Source organism: Cryobacterium sp. HLT2-28 (assembly GCF_004402495.1).
GTDB classification, from domain to species: domain Bacteria; phylum Actinomycetota; class Actinomycetes; order Actinomycetales; family Microbacteriaceae; genus Cryobacterium; species Cryobacterium mannosilyticum.
This window is the reverse complement of sequence record NZ_SOFH01000022.1, coordinates 126,050-149,788: the sequence shown is the minus strand read 5'-3', so window position 1 is coordinate 149,788 and position 23,739 is coordinate 126,050. Positions and strand designations below refer to the sequence as shown.

23 protein-coding genes and 1 pseudogene are annotated in these 23,739 nt (G+C 70.3%); 17 read left to right on the top strand and 7 right to left on the bottom strand.

Going from position 1 to position 23,739, the window contains the following annotated elements:
* Window positions 1–146 precede the first annotated feature (146 nt).
* From ddaH to E3O48_RS11450, 3 genes are all read left to right on the top strand, one after another.
* Window positions 147–935, top strand: a complete 789-nt coding sequence (gene ddaH, locus E3O48_RS11460; protein WP_134538933.1) for a dimethylargininase — start codon at window positions 147–149, stop codon at window positions 933–935.
* Between the two features lie 531 nt (window positions 936–1,466).
* A complete protein-coding gene (locus E3O48_RS11455; RefSeq protein ID WP_134538953.1) occupies window positions 1,467–3,206 on the top strand; it encodes an ABC transporter ATP-binding protein in 1,740 nt (579 codons plus the stop codon).
* The gene (locus E3O48_RS11450; protein ID WP_134538931.1) at window positions 3,203–5,008 is read left to right on the top strand and encodes an ABC transporter ATP-binding protein; all 1,806 of its coding nucleotides are present in this window, start codon (window positions 3,203–3,205) and stop codon (window positions 5,006–5,008) included. Before E3O48_RS11455 ends, E3O48_RS11450 begins: the two co-directional genes overlap by 4 nt.
* Window positions 5,009–5,141: 133 nt before the next feature.
* Here E3O48_RS11450 and E3O48_RS11445 read toward each other — a convergent pair whose 3' ends face one another.
* Together E3O48_RS11445 and E3O48_RS11440 are read right to left on the bottom strand one after the other, a co-directional pair.
* Window positions 5,142–5,558: a cytoplasmic protein gene (locus tag E3O48_RS11445; protein WP_241982506.1), complete on the bottom strand. Its 417-nt coding sequence runs from the start codon at window positions 5,556–5,558 to the stop codon at window positions 5,142–5,144.
* 170 nt (window positions 5,559–5,728) lie between these two features.
* Window positions 5,729–6,169, bottom strand: a complete 441-nt coding sequence (locus E3O48_RS11440; RefSeq protein ID WP_198413061.1) for a cytoplasmic protein — start codon at window positions 6,167–6,169, stop codon at window positions 5,729–5,731.
* A gap of 53 nt (window positions 6,170–6,222) precedes the next feature.
* On the opposite strand from E3O48_RS11440, the gene E3O48_RS11435 reads away from it, so the two are divergent.
* Complete coding sequence (locus tag E3O48_RS11435; protein ID WP_134538929.1) at window positions 6,223–6,537, top strand: hypothetical protein; 315 nt, start codon at window positions 6,223–6,225, stop codon at window positions 6,535–6,537.
* Here the strand turns inward: E3O48_RS11435 and E3O48_RS11430 are convergent.
* Both E3O48_RS11430 and E3O48_RS11425 read right to left on the bottom strand, forming a co-directional pair.
* On the bottom strand, window positions 6,507–6,824 hold the full coding sequence (locus tag E3O48_RS11430) for an MGMT family protein (protein ID WP_134538927.1): 318 nt from the start codon (window positions 6,822–6,824) through the stop codon (window positions 6,507–6,509). The genes E3O48_RS11435 and E3O48_RS11430 overlap by 31 nt on opposite strands.
* Window positions 6,825–6,837: 13 nt before the next feature.
* Window positions 6,838–7,290: a GNAT family N-acetyltransferase gene (locus E3O48_RS11425; protein WP_134506716.1), complete on the bottom strand. Its 453-nt coding sequence runs from the start codon at window positions 7,288–7,290 to the stop codon at window positions 6,838–6,840.
* 143 nt (window positions 7,291–7,433) lie between these two features.
* On the opposite strand from E3O48_RS11425, the gene E3O48_RS11420 reads away from it, so the two are divergent.
* From E3O48_RS11420 to E3O48_RS11400, 6 genes and pseudogenes are all read left to right on the top strand, one after another.
* A complete protein-coding gene (locus tag E3O48_RS11420; RefSeq protein ID WP_134538925.1) occupies window positions 7,434–8,648 on the top strand; it encodes an NADP-dependent isocitrate dehydrogenase in 1,215 nt (404 codons plus the stop codon).
* A gap of 106 nt (window positions 8,649–8,754) precedes the next feature.
* On the top strand, window positions 8,755–10,650 hold the full coding sequence (locus E3O48_RS11415) for a heavy metal translocating P-type ATPase (RefSeq protein ID WP_134538924.1): 1,896 nt from the start codon (window positions 8,755–8,757) through the stop codon (window positions 10,648–10,650).
* A gap of 46 nt (window positions 10,651–10,696) precedes the next feature.
* Window positions 10,697–11,011, top strand: a pseudogene (locus E3O48_RS18335) (DUF6597 domain-containing transcriptional factor); the annotation flags it as partial.
* 26 nt (window positions 11,012–11,037) lie between these two features.
* Complete coding sequence (locus E3O48_RS11410; protein ID WP_134538922.1) at window positions 11,038–11,253, top strand: AraC family transcriptional regulator; 216 nt, start codon at window positions 11,038–11,040, stop codon at window positions 11,251–11,253.
* A 19-nt stretch (window positions 11,254–11,272) separates the two neighbouring features.
* On the top strand, window positions 11,273–11,665 hold the full coding sequence (locus E3O48_RS11405; RefSeq protein ID WP_134506724.1) for a DUF1761 domain-containing protein: 393 nt from the start codon (window positions 11,273–11,275) through the stop codon (window positions 11,663–11,665).
* A 40-nt stretch (window positions 11,666–11,705) separates the two neighbouring features.
* Window positions 11,706–12,926: an MFS transporter gene (locus E3O48_RS11400; protein WP_134538920.1), complete on the top strand. Its 1,221-nt coding sequence runs from the start codon at window positions 11,706–11,708 to the stop codon at window positions 12,924–12,926.
* A 5-nt stretch (window positions 12,927–12,931) separates the two neighbouring features.
* On the opposite strand, the gene E3O48_RS11395 is transcribed toward E3O48_RS11400, so the two are convergent.
* Window positions 12,932–13,282, bottom strand: a complete 351-nt coding sequence (locus E3O48_RS11395; protein ID WP_241974488.1) for a YrdB family protein — start codon at window positions 13,280–13,282, stop codon at window positions 12,932–12,934.
* 90 nt (window positions 13,283–13,372) lie between these two features.
* On the bottom strand, window positions 13,373–14,245 hold the full coding sequence (gene purU, locus E3O48_RS11390) for a formyltetrahydrofolate deformylase (protein WP_134538918.1): 873 nt from the start codon (window positions 14,243–14,245) through the stop codon (window positions 13,373–13,375).
* A gap of 174 nt (window positions 14,246–14,419) precedes the next feature.
* Here purU and E3O48_RS11385 point away from each other — a divergent pair, with 174 nt between their 5' ends.
* On the top strand, window positions 14,420–15,709 hold the full coding sequence (locus tag E3O48_RS11385) for an MFS transporter (RefSeq protein WP_134538916.1): 1,290 nt from the start codon (window positions 14,420–14,422) through the stop codon (window positions 15,707–15,709).
* 103 nt (window positions 15,710–15,812) lie between these two features.
* Here the strand turns inward: E3O48_RS11385 and E3O48_RS11380 are convergent, their stop codons facing one another.
* On the bottom strand, window positions 15,813–17,411 hold the full coding sequence (locus E3O48_RS11380) for an amino acid permease (RefSeq protein WP_134538915.1): 1,599 nt from the start codon (window positions 17,409–17,411) through the stop codon (window positions 15,813–15,815).
* Between the two features lie 145 nt (window positions 17,412–17,556).
* Between E3O48_RS11380 and E3O48_RS11375 the strand changes: the two genes are divergently transcribed.
* Genes E3O48_RS11375 through mnhG form a run of 6 tightly spaced genes read left to right on the top strand, consistent with a single transcriptional unit; the run spans window position 17,557 to window position 23,736 of the window.
* Complete coding sequence (locus tag E3O48_RS11375; RefSeq protein WP_134538913.1) at window positions 17,557–20,493, top strand: Na+/H+ antiporter subunit A; 2,937 nt, start codon at window positions 17,557–17,559, stop codon at window positions 20,491–20,493.
* 28 nt (window positions 20,494–20,521) lie between these two features.
* Window positions 20,522–20,968, top strand: coding sequence for a sodium:proton antiporter (locus tag E3O48_RS11370; protein ID WP_134506738.1), 447 nt, complete (start codon window positions 20,522–20,524; stop codon window positions 20,966–20,968).
* A gap of 5 nt (window positions 20,969–20,973) precedes the next feature.
* Window positions 20,974–22,533, top strand: a complete 1,560-nt coding sequence (locus tag E3O48_RS11365; RefSeq protein ID WP_134538949.1) for a Na+/H+ antiporter subunit D — start codon at window positions 20,974–20,976, stop codon at window positions 22,531–22,533.
* Entirely contained in the window at window positions 22,530–23,117 is a 588-nt protein-coding gene (locus E3O48_RS11360; RefSeq protein WP_134538911.1) for a Na+/H+ antiporter subunit E, read from the top strand. The genes E3O48_RS11365 and E3O48_RS11360 overlap by 4 nt, the downstream gene beginning before the upstream one ends.
* Window positions 23,117–23,383: a monovalent cation/H+ antiporter complex subunit F gene (locus E3O48_RS11355; protein ID WP_370249826.1), complete on the top strand. Its 267-nt coding sequence runs from the start codon at window positions 23,117–23,119 to the stop codon at window positions 23,381–23,383. Before E3O48_RS11360 ends, E3O48_RS11355 begins: the two co-directional genes overlap by 1 nt.
* The gene (mnhG, locus tag E3O48_RS11350; protein WP_241974490.1) at window positions 23,380–23,736 is read left to right on the top strand and encodes a monovalent cation/H(+) antiporter subunit G; all 357 of its coding nucleotides are present in this window, start codon (window positions 23,380–23,382) and stop codon (window positions 23,734–23,736) included. The genes E3O48_RS11355 and mnhG overlap by 4 nt, the downstream gene beginning before the upstream one ends.
* Window positions 23,737–23,739: the final 3 nt, after the last annotated feature.

Sequence of the window (23,739 nt, the reverse complement as noted above, 5' to 3'; positions counted from 1 at the left end):
GACGCCGCGCCGGCTGGCCGCGCCGGGCCGGCTGGACGCGGCGCGCCGCTGACGCTGGGCGCCACTGCGGGGGAGTCCCGACTCTCGCGCAGCGGCGCCCGGCTTCCGCCGAATCACGGGCGGCTGCCGGGCCATACACTGGCGGGATGGAACCCGTCGCCGTGCCCCAGCCTTCCCAGCGCCGCGCCCTCGTGCGCCGGCCCGCCCGCAACCTCGCCGAAGGGCTCCTCACGCACATCGAGCGCACCGAGGTGGATCCGGCGCTGGCCGAGACGCAGTGGCGCGGCTACGTCGCCGCGCTGGAGGCCGAGGGCTGGGAGACCGTCGAGGTCGAGCCCGCGCCGGAGCTGCCGGACTCCGTCTTCATCGAGGACGCCGTGATCATGTTCGGCGACCTCGCCGTCGTCGCCAGCCCCGGCGCCGAGACCCGCCGCGGCGAGACGGCCGGCGCCGAGGCCGCCGTGGCCCGGCTCGGCATCCCCCTGCAGCACCTCGACCTGCCAGGGACTCTCGACGGCGGCGATGTGCTCAAGGTCGGTCGCACCGTGTACGTCGGGCGGAGCCTCCGCACCAACGACGAGGGCATCGAAGCGTTGCGGGGCATCCTCGCGCCGCGCGGCTACACGGTCGTCGCGGTGCCGATCAGCCGAGCGCTGCACCTCAAGACCGCGGTCACCGCGCTGCCCGACGGCACCGTGATCGGTTTTCCGCCGCTCGTCGACGACCCATCGGTGTTCGAGACGTTCCTGCCCGTTCCGGAGGCCCACGGCACCGCGGTCGTCGTGCTCGACGACCGCACCGTGCTGATGTCCTCGGCCGCCCCGCTCTCCGCGGGACTCTTCGCCCAGCGCGGCTACCGCGTGGTCACCGTCGACATCTCCGAGTTCGAGAAACTCGAGGGCTGCGTCACCTGCCTCAGTGTTCGGGTTCGCTGACTATTTGTCCCTTGCGCCCGGCCGGCATCGGTCGTAGTCTGAAAGGCTGCCTGATCAGGGGGGCACAGCACAGAACACGACGCGCTCAGGAGGCCGACATGACACAGACAGCACAACGACAGCTCGCACCGGATGCGAACCTCGGCGCTGCCTTCAGTGCCAGCTTCCGCCCCGCCAGCCTCCGCCCCGCCAGCCTCCGCCCCGCCAGCGCCGCGTAACCCGCCGGCACACGCACCGGCACGACCGGCCCTCGCACCGGCCCGCAGCTCCGCCAGCCCGCTGCCCGCGCACCGGAAGCAGCCACGCTTCCGCCCGTCGCCGACGGAACCCGAACGTCGTCGGCACCCACCGGCGTCTCATTGCGCCGCACGCGCCGGCCCACCGCGCACCAGAAAACTGACCGTTCAGGACTTTCACGTGACCACGCTCACCGACCAGGAACATCCGTTCGACGCCGCAGGGGACACCCCACCCACCCGGAGGACCACCCTCCAGACCCTGCTGCGTCTCTACCCCTACGCGAAGCCGGCCATGCCACGCCTCGTCCTCGGCATGGTCGCGGCCCTCCTGGCCGCGCTGGTGTCGCTCGCCATCCCGCAGGTGTTGCAACGCCTCGTTGACGGCGCGCTGTCCCGGCAGGACTCCGCCCAGATCTGGCCCGCCGTGATTCTCATCCTCGGCCTCGGCGTGCTCGAAGCGGTGCTGATCGCGCTGCGCCGCTGGTTCGTGCTCGCACCGGGCACCCACATCGAGGCAAGGATGCGGAACGCGCTCTACGCCAGACTGCAGGACCTCCCCGTCTCGTTTCATGACAAATGGCCGAGCGGCCAGCTGCTGTCTCGGGCGGTCAGCGACCTGAACCAGATCCGCCGGTGGATCTCCTTCGGCTTCGTGCTGCTCGTGGTCAACCTGCTGACGATCGTCGTCGGCGCCGTGATCCTGGTGTCGATGAACTGGGTCCTCGGCACCATCTTCATGGTCTGTTCTGTGCCGCTCTGGATCGTCGGCTACCGGTTCGAGGAGAAGTATTCCGTCGTGGCGCGGCGCAGTCAGGACCAGGCCGGCGACCTGGCGACCGCCGTCGAGGAGTCCGTGCACGGCATCCGCGTGCTCAAGGCCTTCGGGCGCGGCAAATTCGCGCTGAAGAACTTCGCCGAGCAGGCGGAAAGCCTGCGCGGCACGGAGATCGAGAAGTCCCGCGCCATCGCCGGCATCTGGCTGTGGCTGCTGCTCGTGCCCGACGTGGCGTTTGCGCTCTGCCTCGTCGCTGGCGTCTGGCTGGCCAGCCAGGGCGAGCTCAGCGTTGGCGGCCTGGTCGCCTTCTTCGCCACCGCCACGGTGCTCCGCTGGCCGGTGGAGTCGGTCGGATTCCTGCTGTCGATGACCTTCGACACGCGCACGGCCACCGACCGGTTCTTCGACGTGCTCGACGCACCGAACTCGATCACCGACCCGGAGCAGGCCGTCACGATCGAACACCCGCGAGGACGGCTCGCCTTCGAGAACGTGCACTTCCGCTATCCAGACTCGCCCGCCCGGTTCCCCGACCTGCTCGACGGTGTCGACCTGGTACTCGAACCGGGGGAGACCATGGCCCTCGTCGGCCTGACCGGCTCCGGCAAGTCGACCCTCACGGCGCTCACCACCCGGCTCTACGACGTGACGGCGGGCGCGGTGACCCTCGACGGGGTGGACGTGCGTGCCCTCGGCCGCGAGGAACTGCGCCGTCACCTCGCGATGGCGTTCGAGGATGCGACGCTGTTCTCGGCATCCGTGCGCGACAATGTGCTGCTCGGTCGCCCCGAGTGGGCCGAGCGCTCGCCGGCAGCGGATGCCGCGCTCGAGGAGGCGCTGCAGGTCGCCCAGGCGGGGTTCGTCCATGACCTCCCCGAGGGGGTGGACACCCTGGTCGGCGAGGAGGGGATGAGCCTGTCGGGCGGTCAGCGGCAACGACTGGCGCTCGCTCGCGCTGTCGCCGCGAAACCGGCCGTGCTGGTGCTCGACGACCCGCTCTCGGCGCTGGACGTGGACACCGAGTCGCTCGTCGAGGCCGCTTTGCGTGAGGTGCTCGCCTCGACGACGGCGTTGATCGTGGCGCACCGCCCGTCAACGGTCATGCTCGCCGACCGCGTCGCCCTGCTCGAAGACGGCCGGATCACGGCCGTAGGTCGGCATTCCGATCTGCTCCGGCAGAGCGAGCACTACAAGTTCGTCATTTCCAGTCTGGAAGACGAAGAAGCGCGGGACGCCAGAAGGGAGGCGGCGCTGTGAGCGTCAGCGGAGTAGAGGGAGAAGAGCGCAGCGACTTCAGCGCCGCGGAGAGCAAGCAGATCAGAGCCAGGTCGCTGAGTCTGCTCGGGTCGTTGCTTCGACCGGTGCGGTGGCGCGTCATCGGCGCGATGCTCATTGTGGTGCTGTCGACGGCCGCCCAGGTCGCGGGCCCGGCACTGATCGCGTTCGGGATCGACCGGGGCCTGCCGGCGCTGCTCAAACAGGACTGGGTGCCGCTGGCGGCCTCCGGTGCGATCTACCTGATCACCGGCCTGATCGGTGCCGGCCTTATCGCCTGGTACACGATCATGTCGGCGAGGATCAGCCAGGGCGTGCTGATCGACCTGCGCAAACGGGTCTTCCTGCACACGCAACGGCTGAGCCTCGAATTCCATGAGTCCTACACCTCTGGGCGGATCATCTCCCGGCAGACCAGCGACCTCGACGCGATCCGGGAACTACTCGACGAGGGGATCAACCAACTCGTGCAGGGGCTGCTCTACATGTCGTTCACCGCGATCTTCCTATTCGCCCTGGACGGCACGAGCGGGCTGGTGCTGTTCGGTTCGCTCGTGCCGCTGCTGATCCTCACCCGGTGGTTCCAGGTGCGCTCGCAGGCCCTGTTCCGGCAGTCGCGGGTGGCGTCGGCGAGCCTGATCGTGCAATTCGTGGAGACGATGACCGGCATCCGTGCGGTCAAGGCGTTCCGTGCGGAGAAACGCAACGAGAGGGTGTTCGGCGGCCTCGTCGAGGATTATCGCAAGGTCAACGGGCGGGTGATCCAACTCTTCGGCATCTTCGACCCGGGCCTGGTGCTGATCGGCAACGTGGCCGTCGCGGTGGTGCTCCTGATCGGCGCCTTCCGGGTCGCCGACGGGCAGCTGGCCATCGGCGCGCTGCTCGCCGCGCTGCTCTACACCCGGCGGTTCTTCGACCCGATGGAGGAGATGGCGATGTTCTACAACTCCTACCAGTCCGCAGCCGCGGCGCTGGAGAAGATCTCCGGCGTGCTCGAGGAACACCCCGGCGTGCCGGACCCGGTGGCGCCAGTCGACCTGTGGACGGCACGCGGGCAGGTGGCGTTCGACCAGGTGACCTTCGCCTACCAGAGCGACCGGGTCATCCTGCCCCGGTTCGACCTCACGATCCCCGCGGGGCAGACCATCGCCCTGGTCGGGTCGACGGGGGCAGGCAAGTCGACCCTGGCCAAGCTGATGGCCCGGTTCTACGACCCCTCCGACGGCCGGGTCAGCCTCGACGGGGTCGACCTGCGCGACCTGCACCCCAAGGACCTGCGCCGGGCGATCGTGATGGTGACCCAGGAGGCGTACCTGTTCAGCGGGTCCGTCGCCGACAACATCGCGATCGGCAAACCGGATGCCACGCCCGCCGAGATCGTCAGGGCGGCGCGGGCGGTCGGCGCGCACGAGTTCATCGAGGGGCTGCCCAGCGGCTACGACACCGACGTGAACAAGCGCGGCGGGCGCGTCTCGGCCGGGCAACGGCAGCTGATCTCGTTCGCGCGGGCGTTCCTCGCCGACCCGGCGGTGCTCATCCTCGACGAGGCCACCTCGAGCCTGGACATCCCGAGCGAACGGCTGGTGCAGCAGGCCCTGCAGACGCTGCTGGCCGACCGCACCGCCGTGATCATCGCGCACCGGCTGTCGACTGTGGCGATCGCCGACCGGGTGCTCGTGATGGAGCGCGGCCGGATCGTCGAGGACGGCACCCCGGCGGACCTCATCGCGGGCACCGGGCGCTTCGCCCAGCTGCACGCCGCCTGGCGGGAGTCCCTCGTCTAGCATCCGGCGGCCGGATCGTCCTCGTGGCGCACCTTCGGGAAGCGGGCGCACCGTAGAACGTGCGCCCGCTTCCGCAGGGCATGCCACGACGATCGGGTGACCCCATCGGCGCAACCGGGGTCGCCGTGGGCGGCTACTCGGGGGCGGCCGGGCCGAGCGGCTGCCCGGCGGCGGCGGCAGGCGATGGCGGCGTCGGCGCGGGCTCCTTCAGCTCGAAGAAGATCGTGTGCGTCTGCGTGTCGCCCGTGTTCTCCCCGGAGTGCTCCTGAGCCGCCAGCCAGCGGGCCTCACCCTGGGGCAGGACCACGTCCACCTCCCGGCCGTTCCCGGAGAGCCGCCGGCTGAACGAGCTGAGCGTGAACATCACACTGTCGGGATGAGCGTGCGGGGTGGTCTTGTCGCCGGGGGAGTCGAGGTACTCCAGCACCCGCACCCGTTCGTTCTCCAGGATCACGCGGTAGTGCCCCGGATTGGTCTGCACGGGGTCGTTCGCCGGCCCGGCTTCGTCACTCGGGATGGCATCGCTGGTGCCTGCCGGATCGTTCGTCATGGCGGCAGGCTAACACCGGGCGTCCGTCACGGACAGGTGCAGTTCGCCGCCCGCCGCCCGGCACGCGCCGCCGGGCCTTGCGGCGCACCGTGCGGAACCGGGCGCACGGTAGAGTGTGCGCCGGCTCTCGCATGGTGCGCCGCGACCTGGTGCCGGCGACACGGGTCAGGTCAGGCGAAGCCCCAGGCCTTCTCCTCGTCGCTCGACGCGTCGGACAGCGGGGTGCCGGTCAGCGGTCGGGGTGCGACGGGACCCAGCGGGTGGTACCCGGGGTCGGGGGGCCGCACGGCCGCCTCCTTGAGCTCCACGAAGATCGCGTGCGTCGAGGTCTGGCCGATGTTGAGGCCGGCGTGTTCCTGGGCCGGGAGCCAGCGCGTCTCGCCGGCGGGCAGTTCGACGTCGAGCTCGCGACCCTCCGACGACAACCGCCGGGAGTAGGCGCTGAGGGTGATCATCACACTGTCGGGATGCTCGTGCGGGTTGGTCTCATCGCCGGGGGCGTCGAGGAATTCGAGCACGCGAACACGCTCGTTCTCGAGGAGCACCCGGTAGAGTCCCGGGTCGGTGACGAGGGGATCCAGGGGATCCGTGACTTTCTTTTCGCTGTCCATGTGGCACGGTAACACCGTTGGGCCGCGCCGAACAAGGGTTCGGAGATGACCGGTTGCCGACATTCCCGGTCCACCGCGGCGGGCGCCGGAAGCACCTTGACGCGGGCGGCCTGCTGGTCGACACCGGCGGCAGCATCCTCGCCGTCGCCCTCCTTCACGCGTCGTTCAACACCTCCGGCTCGCTCAGCATCGTCCCGGGCGGGTGGCAGCACGCCCTCGCCCTCGTGGTGCTCACGATCCTCGTCGCCGCCTACCGCTCGCTCCGCGGCCGCTCGCTCGTGCGCGGCACCGTGCCCGCCCTGGCGGAGCCAGGGTCGGAGTTGCGCTCCCGCTCGGGTCAGGCCGGCGACCAGCGCGCCGCGGCGTAGTCCACCCGGTAGCCGGGGGCCAGCGCGTTCAGCAGCGGCGTGCCCTCGGCCCGGTAGTGCGCGAGCGCGCGCGCCTCGTGCTCGAGCGGCGGATGCCCGCCGGCACGGATGACCCGCCACCACGGCACATCCGACCCGTAGTGCGACATCACCTGGCCGACCACGCGGGCGCCGCGCGAGCCGAGCACGGCCGCGACGTCCCCGTAGGTCATCACCCGTCCCGGCGGAATCGAATCGACGATGTCGAGCACGTGGGTCACGAACGGACCATCGGGGGCGATGCGCATCAGGCTGACCCGGTCAGAGCTGGAGCGAACCGATCGTTTCGCCGTAGGCGGTCTGGCCGATATCGCGGAAGCCGATCCGGTGGAAGAACGACTCCGGGCCCTCCTCGCCGGGCTCCCAGATCACGGTGATGTGGTCGAAGCCGCGCCCCCGCGCCTCCTCGGCGAGAGCCTCCGCGGCGAACTTGCCGACACCCTTGCCCTGGGCGTTCGCGTCCACGTTGATCCGCCAGATGCAGGCGCGGAACTCCTCGTGCTCCGATTCGGGGTCGAAGTTGCCGTGGATGAAGCCGGCCACCTCGCCGTCGAGCAGCACGACCCGCTGCCAGGACGTCGCCGGGTTGATCACGGATGCCGCGACCGAGTAGGAGACCGGGGCAATGTATTGTTCCTGGCCCGGCTTCAGGCTCAGGGTATTGGCCGCAACAATATTGCGTGCGGACAGTTCTTCCAGTCGTAGTTCACCCATAGCAACAGGCTAACGTGCGCCCGGGGGTGCCGGTAGTCGGGGTTTCGGCCGACCCGCGAACTGTCTCGATGTCAAGATAGTTGCGTCCCTCTAGTAGAATTGCCGTGGCCATTCAGGCCCCCCGACATTCTGAGGAGAATTCATTGGCGAAGATCAAGGTTGAAGGCACTGTCGTCGAGCTCGACGGGGACGAGATGACCCGCATCATCTGGCAGGCGATCAAGGACACCCTGATCCACCCGTATCTCGACATCGACCTCGAGTACTACGACCTGTCGATCCAGAAGCGCGACGAGACCGATGACCAGATCACGGTCGACGCGGCCCGCGCCATCCAGAAGCACGGCGTGGGCGTCAAGTGCGCGACCATCACGCCCGACGAGGCCCGGGTCGAGGAATTCGGCCTGAAGAAGATGTGGGCGTCGCCCAACGGCACGATCCGCAACATCCTCGGCGGCACCATCTTCCGCGAGCCCATCATCATCTCCAACATCCCGCGCCTCGTGCCCGGCTGGAACAAGCCGATCATCATCGGCCGCCACGCGTTCGGCGACCAGTACAAGGCCACGAACTTCCGTTTCGAGGGTGAAGGCACCCTCAGCATGACCTTCACCCCGAAGGACGGCAGCGCGCCCCAGGAGTTCGAGGTCTTCCAGGCTCCGGGCAGCGGCGTGGCGATGGGGATGTACAACCTCGACAAGTCGATCATCGACTTCGCCCGTGCGTCGCTCAACTACGGCCTCGAGCGCAACTACCCGGTATACCTCTCCACGAAGAACACCATCCTCAAGGCCTACGACGGCCGGTTCAAGGACATTTTCCAGGAGATCTTCGACGCCGAGTTCAAGGAGCGCTACGAGGCCGCCGGTCTCACCTACGAGCACCGCCTCATCGACGACATGGTCGCATCCGCCATGAAGTGGGAGGGCGGCTACGTCTGGGCCTGCAAGAACTACGACGGCGACGTTCAGTCCGACACCGTGGCGCAGGGCTTCGGCTCGCTCGGCCTGATGACCAGCGTGCTCTCCACCCCCGACGGCAAGGTCGTCGAGGCAGAGGCTGCCCACGGCACCGTGACCCGTCACTACCGCCAGCACCAGCAGGGCAAGCCGACCTCGACCAACCCGATCGCGTCGATCTACGCCTGGACCCGCGGCCTCGCCCACCGGGCCAAGCTCGACGCGAACCCGGCGCTCGCCGAGTTCTCGCACACCCTCGAAGACGTCGTCATCAAGACGGTCGAGAGCGGCAAGATGACCAAGGACCTCGCGCTCCTGGTCGGCCCGGACCAGGGCTACCTGACCACCGAGGAATTCCTCGCGGCCATCGCCGAGAACCTCCGCAGCCGTCTGGCCTAGTCCCGCACCGCACGCGGGAAGGCCCCGACCCTGGTCGGGGCCTTCCCGCGTTGAGGCGAGCCTGTCCTTGCTGGCGCGCCGCGCCGCCCGGGGGAACAATATGAGCATGTCGTCTCTCCTCGGTGCCGTCAGGCGCTACCCGCTCGTCGCGACCACGGTCATCCTCGGGCTGGTCGGCGTCTTGCTCGCGCTGGCCGGGCTGCCCGACGCCGTCCGCTGGCTGTTCAGCGGGTTCGGGCTGGCCGTGGCCACCTACGAGGCCGTCGGCATGATGCGGCAGCTGCGCCGCGGAACATTCGGCATCGACTTCCTCGCCATCACCGCGATCATCGCCACCGTGCTCGTCGGCGAGTACGTCGCAACCATGATCATCGTGCTGATGCTCACCGGCGGCGCGGCGCTGGAGGACTTCGCGGTGAACCGTGCCAAGCGCGAGCTCAACGCCCTTCTTCAGCGTGCGCCGCAGATCGCGCACCGGCACTCCGCCGACTTCGCAGAGGTCGAAGACGTGCCTGCTACGGAGGTGCGCGTGGGCGACCACCTCCTGGTGCGCCCGGCCGAGATCGTGCCCGTCGACGGGGTGCTCGTCACCGACAGCGCCGCGTTCGACGAATCCTCCCTCACCGGGGAAAGCCTGCCGGTCGAACGCGTCACCGGCGACGCCATCCTCAGCGGGTCGATCAACGGCCAGGCCGCGGCGACCATCCGCGCCACGGCGACGGCGGCCAACAGCCAGTACCAGCAGATCATCGCGCTGGTTGAGGAGGCGGCGGCGAGCAAGGCGCCGGTGGTGCGCCTCGCCGACCGGTACGCGGTGCCGTTCACCGCGGTGTCGCTCCTGATCGCCGGGCTGGCCTGGCTCCTCGGCGGCGACCCGGCTCGTTTCGCCGAGGTGCTCGTCGTCGCCACCCCCTGCCCGTTGCTGATCTCCGCGCCGGTCGCGTTCATGGGCGGTATGAGCCGCGCCGCGCGCAACGGCATCATCGTCAAGGGCGGCGGGGTGCTCGAGACCCTGTCGCGGGCGAAGACCGTCGTCTTCGACAAGACCGGCACGCTCACCCACGGCACGCCCGCCATCGCCCGGGTGATCCCGGAGGCGGGCTTCGGCGAGGACGAGCTGCTGGCGCTCGCCGCGTCGGCCGAGCAGTACTCCTCGCACGTGCTCGCGGCATCCGTGATCGCGGCCGCCCGCGCCCGTGGACTCGCCCTGACCTCCACCGACACCGCCAATGAGGTCCCCGCCAACGGTGTCGTCGCCCGGCTCGGGTCCTCCGAGGTCACCGTCGGCAAGCTGTCCTACGTCAGGGACCGGGCGCCGGACGCCGTGGCCACCCCGCTCGACGGCGGCGAACTCGCCATCTACCTCGCCGTCGACGGCCGGTTCGCCGGGAGCATCGTGGCCAGCGACCGGCTGCGCGGCAACGCCAGGCAGACGATGGCCGAGTTACGGGCGCTGGGCATCACCGAGACCGTCATGCTCACCGGGGACGCCCGCCCGACGGCGGAGCACATCGCGGCACTGGTCGGCATCGAGAGCGTGCAGGCCGACTGCCTGCCCGTCGACAAGGTCGACGCGGTGCGCGGCCTCACCCGGCGCCCGGTGATCATGGTCGGCGACGGGGTGAACGACGCGCCGGTGCTCGCCGTCGCCGACGTCGGCATCGCCATGGGCGCCAAGGGTGCGACGGCGGCCAGCGAATCGGCGGACGTGGTCATCCTGATCGACGACCTGTCGCGCACCGCCCGCGCCGTCGCGATCGGCCAGGACACGATCCGGATCGCCCTGCAGAGCATCTGGCTGGGCATTGCGCTGAGCCTGACCCTGATGATCCTCGCCGCCGTCGGGTTCATCCCCGCCACGATCGGCGCCCTGCTGCAGGAGTTCGTCGACCTGGCCACGATCCTGAACGCGCTGCGTGCGATCGGCGGCCGCCGGGATGCCGCGGTGAAGGCCCAGGCGAGGACGGAACTGCCCGTCGGCAGTTCAGCCCTCGTGCACTAGCCGCCCGCTGGTGGCGCGGGTCGCCGGTGGGTTCTACGGTGGCCGCATGACCTATCTCGAGCGGCCTGTCCCCGAGCCACTCGCTCCTGCCGTGACCCGGGTCTGGTATCTGGAGGCGGAAACGGCCGCCCGCTTCGAGCGGATCTTCCCGCAGCCTGCCGTGCACTTCATCCTCAACCTGTCCGGTCCGTATCTCCTGCTCGATCAGGGTGCGGGGCAGGTGCGTTCCTTCCCGGCCGGTTTCCTCTCCGGGCTGCAGCGCCGATACCTGACCATCCAGAGCTCGCCGGTGATCCGGCACATCGGTGTGGAGCTGGCTCCGTTCGGCCTCGCCCGGTTCAGCACGCTCCGCGCAGAAGCCCTGGCCGGCACCCGCTCGACGGGCCGATGCCGCCGTGGTCCGAGTTCGTCGGGGCATCCGGCTACTACGACCAACCTCACTTCATCCGGGTGTTCCGTGCGTTCACGGGGTTCACCCCGTCCCGCTACCTCGAGATCGTGGCTCGCTACGGCACCGACTACGCCGCCTTCGTGCCGCTGGACACCCCGGGGGACGAGACGGAAAAATATACAAGCCGGGCCGCCGACCGATTGCTACCGTGATGCGTCGGAAAGAGGAATCATGGATGCCCCACTCAATTGGCTCGCGGTCCTCCTGGCCGCCGCCTCCACCTTCGTCATCGGCGGGCTCTGGTACTCGCTGCTCTTCGCCGGGCCCTGGCAGCGCGCGGCCGGCCTGAGCGACGAGCAGCTGACGACAGGGTCGGCCCGGATCTTCATCGGCTCCTTCCTGCTGGCCCTGGTGATGGCCGCCAGCCTGGCGGCGTTCATCGGAGACGCAGGTTTCGTCTTCGGAGTGTTCGCGGGCGCGGCGGCGGGACTCACCTTCGTCGCGGCGGCGGTCGGGGTGACCTACCTGTTCGAACGACGGAGCCTTCGCCTGTTCGCCATCAACGCGTCATTCAGCGTGCTGTCGTTCACCGTGATGGGCGCCATCATCGGTGCGCTGCAGTAGCCGGTGCGCGGCGCGGCGGCCGAGGCCGTAGCCTGAGGGGATGCGACGCATCCGCCTCAGCTCAGGAGCCACACGGCCCGGGGCGGCCCCGAAGCCGCGGCTCTCCCGCGAGGTGCTCGTGCTCGGCGTGATCGCGTTCTTCGTGATGGTCGGCTTCGGCGTCGTCGTGCCCGTGCTGCCGGTCTACGTGCGCAGCTTCGGGGTGGGCAACCTGGAGATCGGCGCCGTCGTCTCCGCGTTCGCGCTGATGCGCTTCGTCGCGAGCCCGTTCTGCGGCCGGCTGATCGACTGGGCCGGCGAGCGGGCGATCCTGGCGACGGGCATCGGGATCGTCGCGCTCTCCAGCGGCCTGGTCGGCGTCGCCCAGAACTACCCGCAGCTTCTCCTGCTCCGCGGGGCCGGCGGCATCGGGTCCGCCATGTTCACGGTCTCCGCGATGACCCTGCTCCTCGGCTCCACCTCGCCGGGCATCCGCGGCCGCGCGATCGGCTTCTACCAGGGCGGGTTCCTCCTCGGCGGCATGGCCGGCCCCGCGCTCGGCGGCCTCCTCGCCACGATCTCCCTGACCGCGCCGTTCTTCTTCTACGCCGGCACGCTGACCGTGGCCGGCATCCTCGGGCTCCTGCTGCTGGGCCCGAGCCGGCGCACCGGGGTCGACGAGTCGGGCGTCGCCGTGCCGAGGGTCCCGTTCCGCACCGTGCTGCGCGACCCCCGCTTCCGGGCGGCCTGCCTGGCCAACTTCTCCCAGGGCTGGACCTCCTTCGGCGTGCGGAACGCCCTCATCCCCGTGCTCGTGGTCGAGGTGCTCCGGGGCCCGAGCTCATGGACCGGGATCGCCTTCGCGTTCGCGGCCGTGGCCCAGACCGTCGCGCTCGCCCCCGCGGCCCGGTTCGTCGACACGGTCGGTCGCCGCCCGGCCATCATCGGTGCGTACGCGCTGGCCGCCGCGACGATCATGGCGGTGCCGTTCGCGCCTGACATCGTCGTGCTCACCGGGCTGCTCTGCGTCTACGGGATCGCCTCGGCGTTCATGGGCACCGCGCCGGCGGCCGCAGTGGGCGACGCGGCCGGCGCCGGCGGCGGGCGCCCCGTCGCGGTGTTCTCGATGTTCTCCGACTTCGGCGCGATCATTGGCCCGCTGGTCGCCGGGTTCCTCGCCGACCGGTTGTCGTACCCGATGGCGTTCCTGATCGGGGCGTTGTTCTTCCTCGCGACCTCGCTCTACGCCACCCGGATGCCTCGCGAGGCCCGCCGGGCCTGACCCCGCTAGCGCAGTTCGGAACGGCCGGTGAGCACGCCGCTCACCGTCGCCACCAGGGCGAAGACCACGCCGACCAGCGGCAGGCCCAGGTCCCACCAGGCGAGCGCCGCGGCGCCGAACACGGCGATCTCGACGACGGCCTTGCCGAACGGGTCGAGGGTGAACACGGCCTTGGGGGAGCGGAAGAGCGCCCAGAGCAGCACCGCGACGGCCGGGGCGGCGATGCCGACGAGCACCCCGGGCCAGGGCAGCGGCCACGCCGCGAAGCCCCAGAAGCCGAGGGTGACGAACGCGAAGAGTTCGAGCAGGAACCGCAGGATGTCGTTGGCGCCGACCTGCGCGCGGGTATTTGTCACGTGCCCAATCCTAGCGAGCCGCCGGGTGTCGGCAGGCTCGGCCGCCGGTGGTCGAGCCTGCCGAGACCGGTCGCCCCACGGAATCCCGGGTCAGCGGAAGATGATGGTTCGGGCGCCGTCCTGCAGCACCCGGTGTTCGGCGAACCAGGTCACCGCCTGGGTGAGGGTGCGGCTTTCCTCGTCCTGCCCGATCGAGACGAGCTCGGCCGGGGTGCGGGAGTGGTCCACCCGCACGACGTTCTGCTCGATGATCGGCCCCTCGTCGAGGTCGCCCGTGACGAAGTGCGCGGTCGCGCCGATCAGCTTCACCCCGCGGGCGTGGGCCTGCTTGTAGGGGCTCGCACCCTTGAACCCGGGCAGGAACGAGTGGTGGATGTTGATGGCGCGGCCCTCGAGCACCTCGCACAGCTCGGGGGAGAGGATCTGCATGTACCGGGCCAGCACGACCAGCTCGATGTCCTCCTCCTCGATCGCCTCGACGACGCGGGCCTCGAACGCGGCCTTGCTGGCGGCATCCGTGATCGGCAGGGACTCGAACGGCACGCCGTAGAAGCCGACCAGGTCGCGCAGGGTGCCGTGGTTGGAAAGTACCAGCGGCACCTCGATGGGCAGCTGGCCGCCGCGCTGGCGGAAGAGCAGGTCGTTGACGCAGTTGCCCGCCGTCGACGCGAGCACGAGGGTGCGGACCGGACGGCCGACCACGTCGATGACGGACTCCATCGCGTACCTCTCCACCACCGGCGCGAGCTCGGCCTCGAGCTCCTTGCGCGGTGCGGGGCACTCCACCTGCAGCCGCATGAAGAACCGGCCGGTGTCGGCGCTGGTGAACTGCTGGCTCTCGGTGATGTTGCCGCTGGCCCGCACGATCGCGCCGCTGACCGCGTGCACGATGCCCGGCTGGTCGACGCAGACGAGGGTGATCACCCAGTGGTGACGTGTGCGGGGCGCAAGCGTGGAAGTCATCCGACTAGGTTACCGGCCTCCCCGGCCGCCCGGATTTCACGTCGGGTAGACTGGGCAGTGGTCGGCGCAGCACGCCGGCCCCGGGCGCGCACGTCGGCGCGCAGTCAATCCGGACCGGCCCCGCTGCGACAGAGCGGCGGGCGCCACTGTTCCCGTCTGTGAGCCACAGCCACCATGCCATTCACCGCGCCCATCACCCTGCCATCGTCAGACCCCTCCGGCGAACGGGGCAGCCCCGGCCAGACGCCGGGCCCGTTCCCGTGGGTGGGGCTGATCGCCCTCGCCGCGGCCGTGTTCCTGTCGGTCACCTCCGAGATGCTGCCGACCGGCCTGCTGCCGGACATGAGCCGGGCCCTCGGGGTCAGCGAGGCCCAGGTGGGGCTGCTCGTCTCCTGGTTCGCCTTCACCGTGGTGTTGACGAGCACCTCCCTCGCCCACCTCACCCGCCGGCTGCCCCGGCACGGCCTGATCGTGCTCGTGCTGGTCGTGCTCGCGATCAGCAATGTGCTCACCGCGATCGCCCCGAACTACGCCTTCATGGTGGGCGGGCGCATCCTCGGCGGCATGGCGCACGGCCTGTTCTGGGCCGTGGTCGGCGCCTACGCGGCGCACCTGGTGCCCCGGGAGCAGATCGGCCGGGCCGTGGCGATCACGGTGTCCGGAGGCACCCTCGCGTTCGTGTTCGGCGTTCCGCTGGCGACGGCCGCCGGCCACCTGCTGGGCTGGCGGCTCTCCTTCGTCGCCCTCGCCGGGTTGATGCTGGTGGGGGCGGTCGTCGTCTGGCGGTTCCTGCCGCGCGTGTCGCACTACGGCGCCCGCCGCACTCCGGCCGAGCGAGCCGCGCTCGCCGACGCCGCGCCCGCAACCGCGGCGACACCGGCCGAACCGCGCCGCGACCCGACCATGCCCGCCGTGATCCTGCTCTCTGCCATCACGGCGCTGACCATGGTCGGGCACTACACCTTCTACACCTACATCGCCCCGTTCTTGATCGACGGGCTCGGCGTGGACGGCGCCGCCGTCGCGCCGCTCCTGTTCGCCTACGGGATCGCTGGCGCGGTCGGGCTGGTGCTCTCCGGTACCGTGTTCGGTCCCAGGCCCCAGCTCGGACTGGTCGTCGGCATCACGGTCTCCGCGCTGAGCGTCACCGTCCTGGCGCTGTTCGCGTCGACGCTGCCGGTCGCCATCACCGCCTTCGTGCTCTGGGGGCTGGCCTTCGGCACCCTGCCGCCGCTGCTGCAGACCAGGCTGCTGCGCACCGCCTCCCGGCGCATCCGCGACACGGCCAGCGCGATCTACACCACCGCCTTCAACGCCGGCATCGGCGGCGGTGCGCTGCTCGGCGCAGCCCTGCTCAACACGGTGGGCATGGACGCCGTGCCGGTGACCTACATCGGCATCCTGGTGCTCGCCCTCGTGCTGGTCATCGTCAGCGACGCGGTCACCCGCCGCCGCTCCGCCTGAGTCGCTCCGCCTGAGTCGCTCCGCCTGAGTCGCGCCGCCTGAGCCGCGCCTGGGCAGGTCGGCGACCGGGCGCCGGCCGTCAGCCTGCGCCTGGGGAACGTGCCTACTCGGGCTTCGAGCGCCGGCCGTCCCGGTCGGAGAACGGCCGGGTGGCGACCACCGGAATCTTGCCGGTGAAGCCCTCGCGGGCCGCGGCGATTTCGAGGATGCGGCCGCGGCAGGCATACCAGCCGGCGACCAGAGCCGGGATGATCACGATGAGAGTGCCGATGGTCAGCGTGCCGGTCGGCCAGTCGAAGGCCATCAGCACGAGCACGCCGACGAGGAAGACGAGCGTGACGTAGCCCGTGTACGGGGCCCCAGGCATCCGGAACGCCGGTCGCGCCAGGATGCCCTTCTTCGCCCAGGCCTGCAGGCGCAGCTGGCAGAGCACGATCATGCCCCAGGCGCTGACGATTCCGATGGCCGCCATGTTGAGCACGATCTCGAAAGCCTGGTCCGGCACGATCGCGTTCAGGCCGACGCCGGCGAGCGTGACGAAGCCGGTGAGCAGGATGCCGCCGAACGGCACCCCGTTGCGGCTGATCTTGCCGGCGAACCCGGGGGCAGATCCCGCGAGCGACATCGAGCGCAGGATGCGTCCGGTCGAGTAGAGGCCGGCGTTCAACGAGGACAGGGCCGCGGTCAGCACGACCAGGTTCATGATCACGTCGACGCCCTCGATCCCGATGCTGCCGAAGAAGGTGACGAACGGGCTCTCGCCGGCCTTGTAGCTCGTATAGGGGAGGAGGAGGGAGAGCAGCAGGATCGAACCGACGTAGAAGATGGCGATCCGCACGATGACCGTGTTGATGGCCCGCGGCATGACCTTCTCCGGGTTCTCGGTTTCGCCGGCGGCCGTGCCGATGAGCTCGATCGAGGCGTAGGCGAAGACGACGCCCTGCACGACGAGCACGGAGGCGAGCAGGCCGCCGGGGAACCAGCCGCCGTTTCCGCCGATCAGGTCGAAGCCGACCTGGGCGCCGTCGACGGGGGTGCCGAAGATGACCATCCAGGTTCCCACCAGGAGGAAGGAGACGATGGCCACGACCTTGATCAGCGCGAACCAGAACTCCATCTCGCCGAACACTTTCACCGAGAGGAGGTTGAGGCAGAGCACCACGGCGAGGGCGATCAGCGCGAACAGCCACTGCGGAACGGCCCCGATCGGCGCCCAGTACTTGGCGAAGAAATTCATGTACAACGCCACGGCGGTCACGTCGACGATCGCCGTCATGACCCAGTTCATCCAGTAGAGCCACCCGGTGACGAAGGCGGTCTTCTCACCGAAGAACTCGCGTGCGTAGGAGACGAACGAGCCCGAGGAGGGACGGTGCAGCACGAGCTCGCCCAGGGCGCGCAGAATCAGGAACGCGAAGAACCCGCAGATGGCGTAGACCATGACGAGCGAGGGGCCGGTGCTCGCCAGCCGGCCGCCGGAGCCGAGGAACAGCCCGGTGCCGATGGCCCCGCCGATCGCGATCATCTGCACCTGGCGGGACTTGAGACCCTTGTGGAGCCCGTCGTCCTCGTGGACGCTGAGGGCGTCCGAGATGTGCTCGAGCGGGGTCTCCTTGGGGAGGCCGTGGTGTTCCCGATGTTCTCCGTGCCCGGTTTCGTGCGGGGCTGGAGGCTGTTCGGGCCCGTGGGTGGTGCTCGTCATGGGGCCGCTTCCGTCGTCCGGTTTTGGCCAACACTATCGCGCGAGGGCTTCCCGGCTCCTGTCGGGGACCCCCGGACGGGGCAACCCGAGGCAGGCATCCGGTACACTGGATCTGACACTCTGACGGGGAGAGCCGGGAGGCCGCATGGCGACAATCCTCCTGATTTTTCTGATCCTGTCCCTTTTCACGCCGGCCCTGACCCGTCGCCTCGGCCCCCGCGTGTTCTACCTGATCGCCCTGCTCCCGGCGGCGGCGTTCGCCTTCACCCTCGGCCAGACCGGGCTCGTAACCCGTGGCGGGGCGGCCACCGAGAGCATCCCGTGGATCCCGCAGCTCGGCGTGGCGCTCTCCTTCCGCGTGGATTCGCTGGCCTGGCTGCTGGCCCTCGTCGTCACCGGGATCGGCGCGCTCGTGCTCGTCTACTGCGCGCGCTACTTCGTCGCCGACGAGCCGGCCCTCGGCCGTTTCGCCGCCTGCCTGCTCGCCTTCGCGGGCACCATGTACGGGCTGGTCACCGCCGACGACATCGTGGTGATGTTCATGTTCTGGGAGATCACCAGCGTGCTCTCCTACCTCCTGATCGGCCACTACACCGTCAAACGGGAGAGCAGGGGCGCGGCGCTGCAGGCGCTCCTGGTGACCACGTTCGGCGGGCTGGTCATGCTCGTCGGCGTGGTGTTGCTCAGCGTGGCGGCCGGCACCACCTCGCTTGCGCTGCTCGTGGCCGAGCCGGTCACCGGACCGGTCGCCGGCTGGGCGGTGCTGCTGATCCTGGTCGGCGCCCTCTCCAAGTCGGCGCTGGTGCCCTTCCACTTCTGGTTGCCGGCGGCGATGGCCGCCCCCACCCCGGTCAGCGCCTACCTACACGCGGCGGCGATGGTCAAGGCCGGCATCTACCTGGTCGCCCGGCTCGCGCCCGGCTATGCGGACACCGACGGCTGGCTGCCCGTGCTGGTGACGATCGGCGTCTGGACCATGCTCGTCGGCGCATGGCGGTCGCTGCGCAAACACGACCTCAAACTGGTGCTGGCCTACGGCACCGTCAGCCAGCTCGGCTTCATCATGGTCGTCGTCGGCTTCGGCAGCAGGGACGCGGCGCTCGCCGGGGCGGCGCTCCTGCTCGCCCACGCCCTCTACAAGGCGGCGCTCTTCCTTGTCGTCGGCATCATCGACCACCGCGCCGGAACCCGCGACCTGCGACGGCTCTCCGGCCTCGGCCGCAGCGCACCCGCGCTCGCCGTGATCGCGCTCATCGCCGCCGCGTCGATGGCGGGGCTGCCGCCGCTGCTCGGCTTCGTCGCCAAGGAGGCCGTGTTCACCGCGTTCCTCGAGGCAGGCCTGGCCGGCGACGGCTGGGGCTGGGTCGCCCTGCTGGGCACGGGCCTCGGCTCGGTGCTGACCGTGGCGTACAGCATCCGTTTCTTCTGGGGCGCGTTCGGCACCCGGTCCGCGATGGCGCCCACCGCGCTGCACCCGAGCCGGTGGGACTTCGCCCTCGCGCCGGGCCTGCTCTCCGTCGCCACCCTCGCGTTCGGACCGCTGAGCGGCCTCCTCGACCCGATGCTCTCGCCCTACGCGGACACGGTGGCCGGCGGCGGCGACTACCACCTGGCGCTCTGGCACGGACTCGAGCCGGCCTTCCTGATCAGCACCGTCGTCGTGCTGGCCGGCGCCGCCCTGTTCTGGCAGCGGCTGCGGGTGGCCCGGGCGCAGGCGAGGGTGCCGGCCTGGATCGACGCCGGGCGCGGCTACGGGTCCCTCGTGCGGGCCGTCGACCGTTCGGCGGCCCGGGTCACCCGGTTCGCCCAGCACGGCGGCCTCCCGCAGTACCTGGGCACGATCCTGGTCGTCTTCGTGCTCGCCCTCGGCTTCGCGGCGTCGGTCAACCGCAGCTGGCCCGAGACGCTCGTGCCCTGGGACTACCCGGGCCAGGTTCTGATCGCCCTGGTGATGGCGGTCGCGGCGGTCGCGGCCGCCCGGGTGGTCAAACGGATGACGTCGGTGCTGCTCGCGGGGGTCACCGGCTATGGTCTCGTGGCGCTGTTCGCCCTCCACGGCGCCCCCGACCTCGCCCTGACCCAGGCGCTGGTCGAGACCATGACCCTCGTCGTCTTCGTGCTGGTGCTGCGGCGGCTGCCGCCCCGGATCATCCAGCACAACCGCCCGGCCCACCGGCGGCGGCGCGCCCTGATCGGCGTCCTGGTCGGTGGGGTGATGGGCACCATCGCGGTGATCGCCCTCGGCGCCCGCCAGGACCCGGGCATCGCTGCGGAGCTGCCGCGCCTGACGCTCGAGGCCCACGGCACCAACATCGTCAACGTCATGCTCGTGGACATCCGGGCCTGGGACACGATGGGGGAGATCGCCGTGCTGATCGTCGTCGCCACCGGCGTCGCCAGCCTGCTTTTCGTGTCGGGGCGGGCCGTGCCGCTGCCGCGGCTGAAGGGCTCCCGAAGCCAGCGGTCGCCGCGCAACCGGCGACGCATCGTCGCCGACCCGCAGGCGTCGTCCGCCGGCCACGCCGTGAGTCGTCAGTCGTTCCTGCTGGCCGGCCGCACGATGCCCGAGGGTGACCGGTCGATCCTGATCGAGGTGCTGGTGCGCCTGCTCTTCCACCCCGCGATCATCGTGTCGGTCTACCTCCTCTTCGCCGGCCACAACGCGCCGGGCGGCGGGTTCGCCGGCGGTCTGCTGGCCGGCCTCGCGCTCGTCTCCCGCTACCTGGCCGGCGGCCGTTACGAGCTCGGCGAGGCGGCGCCGATCGACCCGGGAAAGCTCCTCGGGTTCGGCGTCGTGCTCGCGGTCGGCACGGCGGTGGCGTCCCTCTTCTTCACCGGAATCCCCCTGGAATCGGCCTATGCCGCCGTCGAGGTGCCCGTGCTCGGGCACCTCTCCTTCGGCACCTCCACCCTCTTCGACATCGGGGTCTACCTGGTGGTGATCGGGCTCGCCCTGGACATCCTCCGCAGCCTCGGCAGTGAGATCGACCGGCAGAGCGAAGCGGGCGAAGCGCGCGAATCGAACAAGGCGGAACCCGCATCCGCCCCCGTGAGCGCGCCGGCGCCGGAGGTGCTGCCGTGAGCGCGTCCCGGACCCTGGTGGTGCTGCCGTGAGCGCGTCCCTGACCCTGGTGGTGCTGATGGCCGTGCTTTACGCCGCGGGCGTCTACATCATGCTCGAGCGCAGCCTCACCCGGGTGCTGATCGGCTTCGTGCTCGTCGGCAACGCCACCAACCTGCTCATCTTCCTGATGAGCGGCCGCCCGGGCGGCTCCCCGATCATCACCGGCACCGTCCAGGACGCGGGGATGGCCGATCCGGTGCCGCAGGTGCTGATGCTGACGGCCATCGTGATCAACTTCGGGATCACGGCGCTCATCCTCGCCCTGATCTACCGGTCCTGGTGGCTGGCCCGGCTCGGCGACGCGGGCGACGACCTCGCCGACGAGCACGCCGGCGAGACCACGTCGTCGGCGGAGGAGAACTTCCGCTCCTCCTCGGACGACGACGACGCCGTGCAGGCGTCCCTCGACGCCGGCGAGGAGGAGGCCCGGTGAACGCGATGACCATCCTGGTGCCCCTCGTCGTCGCGATCCCGCTGATCGGCGCGGCGATCACCCTCGCCCTCGGCCGGCGGCACAGCCGGCAGATCGCGGTGAGCGTCGTCTCGCTGACCCTGGTGGTGCTGGCCGGCGCGGTGCTCCTCGTTCTGGTCGACCGGCACGGCCCCGCCGTCGTGCACGTCGGCGGCTGGCAGGCGCCGTGGGGGATCGTTCTCGTCGTCGACCGGCTGTCGGCCCTGATGCTGCTGATCTCGGCGCTGATGCTGCTCGGCGTGCTGCTCTTCGCGGTCGGCCAGGGCATCGTCGACGGCGACAGCGAGACCCCCGTGTCGATCTTCCACCCCAGCTACCTGGTGCTGGCGGCCGGCCTGTTCAACGCGTTCATCGCGGGCGACCTGTTCAACCTCTACGTCGGGTTCGAGATGCTGCTCTCGGCCAGTTACGTGCTGCTCACCCTCGGCGGCACGGGAGCGCGCATCCGGGCCGGCGTCACCTACATCGTCGTCAGCCTGGTCTCCTCCGTGCTCTTCCTCAGCGCGATCGCGCTGATCTACGGCGCGACCGGCACGGTGACCCTCGCCCTGCTGGCCGAACGCATCCCGGCGCTCCCGTCCGGGGTGCAGCTCATCCTCGGGCTGATGCTGCTGCTCGCCTTCTCGGTGAAGGCCGCCGTGTTCCCGCTGTCGTTCTGGCTGCCGGACTCCTACCCGACAGCCCCGGCCCCCGTCACCGCCGTGTTCGCCGGCCTGCTCACCAAGGTGGGCGTCTACGCCATCCTGCGCACCCAGACGCTGCTCTTCCCCGAGAACCCGTTCTCGGTTCCGCTGCTGGTGGTGGCGATGCTCACCATGCTGGTCGGCATCCTCGGCGCGCTCGCCCAGGCCGACATCAAACGGATGCTGTCGTTCACCCTGGTCAGCCACATCGGCTATCTCATCTTCGGAATCGCCCTCGGCACCCCGCTCGCCCTCGCGGCGACCATCTTCTACCTGGCGCACCACATCTCCGTGCAGACCACCCTGTTCCTCTGCGCCGGCCTGGTCGAACGGGTCGGCGGCACCACCTCGCTGGCCCGGCTCGGCGGGATGCTCAAGGCCGCGCCCGTCGTCGCCGTGCTCTTCTTCATCGGCGCCCTCAACCTCGGCGGGATCCCGCCGTTCTCCGGCTTCCTCGGCAAGCTCGCGTTGTTCCAGGCCGGAGCCGAACTGGGCACACCCCTGGCCTACGCGGGCCTCGCGGCGGGCGCGGCCACCTCGCTGCTCACCCTGTACGCGCTGACCCGGGCCTGGAACATGGCGTTCTGGCGTCCCCGCCGCGAGGTGGAGAACTACGAGTCGAGCATGCTCGACCGACTCGCCGACGACCCGCACGATGAGGGCACGGTCATCACCAAGACCGTGTCACCACTGATGGTCGGGGCCACGGCGGCCATGCTCACGCTCACGCTCTGCCTGACCGCCTTCGCCGGCCCCGTCTTCGCCTTCGCCGCCCGCGCCGCCGCGGACATCGAGGCCCCCGCCACCTACCTCGACGCCGTCTTCCCGAACGGAACGCCATGAGCACCCCCCGGCAACGCCTCGCCGCCGCGGTGAGCCAGGCACCTTTGTTCCTCGGGCTCGTCGCCCTGTGGATGCTGCTCTGGGGCCGGTTCGGCTGGCTCGAGCTCCTCACCGGAACGCTGGTCGCGGGGCTGGTCTCGATCATCTTCTACCTGCCCGCGGTGCAACTGAGCGGGCGGCTGAACCCGTGGCACAGCGCCCGGTTCCTCCTCCGCCTGCTCGCCGACATCGTGCGGGCCTCGGTGCAGGTGGCCGCGCTCGCCCTCTCGCCGCGGTACCGCCCCGGCAACGCCATCCTCGCCGTCGGGCTGAACACGCGCAGTGACCTGATCCTCACCTGGACCGCCGTGGCCACCTCGGTCGTGCCGGGCTCGATCGTGGTCGACGTCGACCGGGTGAGCTCGACCCTCTACCTGCACGTGCTGAACGTGCACACCGCCGGGCAGGCCGATCGGTTCCGGGCGAGCGTGCTCGCAACCGAGCGGCGGATCGTGCGGGCCTTCGGTTCACGTGAGGACGTCGAACGGATCAGGGCCTGCCCCGCCGGGGCGGCTGCCGCCCCCGACCATCGTGACGGAGCCTGATGATGGAGATCGTGGTCATTGTCGCCGGGGTCCTGTTCGGCGCGGGCGCGCTCTGCGCCGTCTACCGGATCGTCCGCGGTCCCACCGTGCTGGACCGGGTGGTCGCCTCGGACGTGCTCGTCGCCACCGTGATCTGCGCGCTCGGCGCCGAAATGGCGGTCAGCCGGCACACCGACAACCTCCCCGTGCTGCTGGTGCTCGCGCTGTTCGCCGTGCTCGGCTCGCTCAGCGTCGCCCGGTTCCTCACCGGCAGGGGCGACTCGTGAACGACCTGGTGCGGGACGGCGTGACCGCCGTGCTCGTGCTCGCGGCGGCCGTGATGTGCTTCGCGGCCGGGGTCGGCGTCATCCGTTTTCCCGACGTGCTCAGCCGGCTGCATGCGGCCACCAAACCGCAGATCTTTGGCTTGATCGCGGTGACGGCCGACATCGCGGTGAACGACTTCAGCCTCGGCACGGTCACCCTGGTCGTGGCCATCGTCGCCTTCCAGCTCCTCACCGCACCGATGGCGGCGCATCTGGTGGCCCGGGCCGCCTATGCCCAGGGCCCGTCGCGACCCGACCTGCTCTTCGTCGACGAGTTCGCCCCGGCTGACCGGCAGCCTCCCCGTCGCGACTGATAG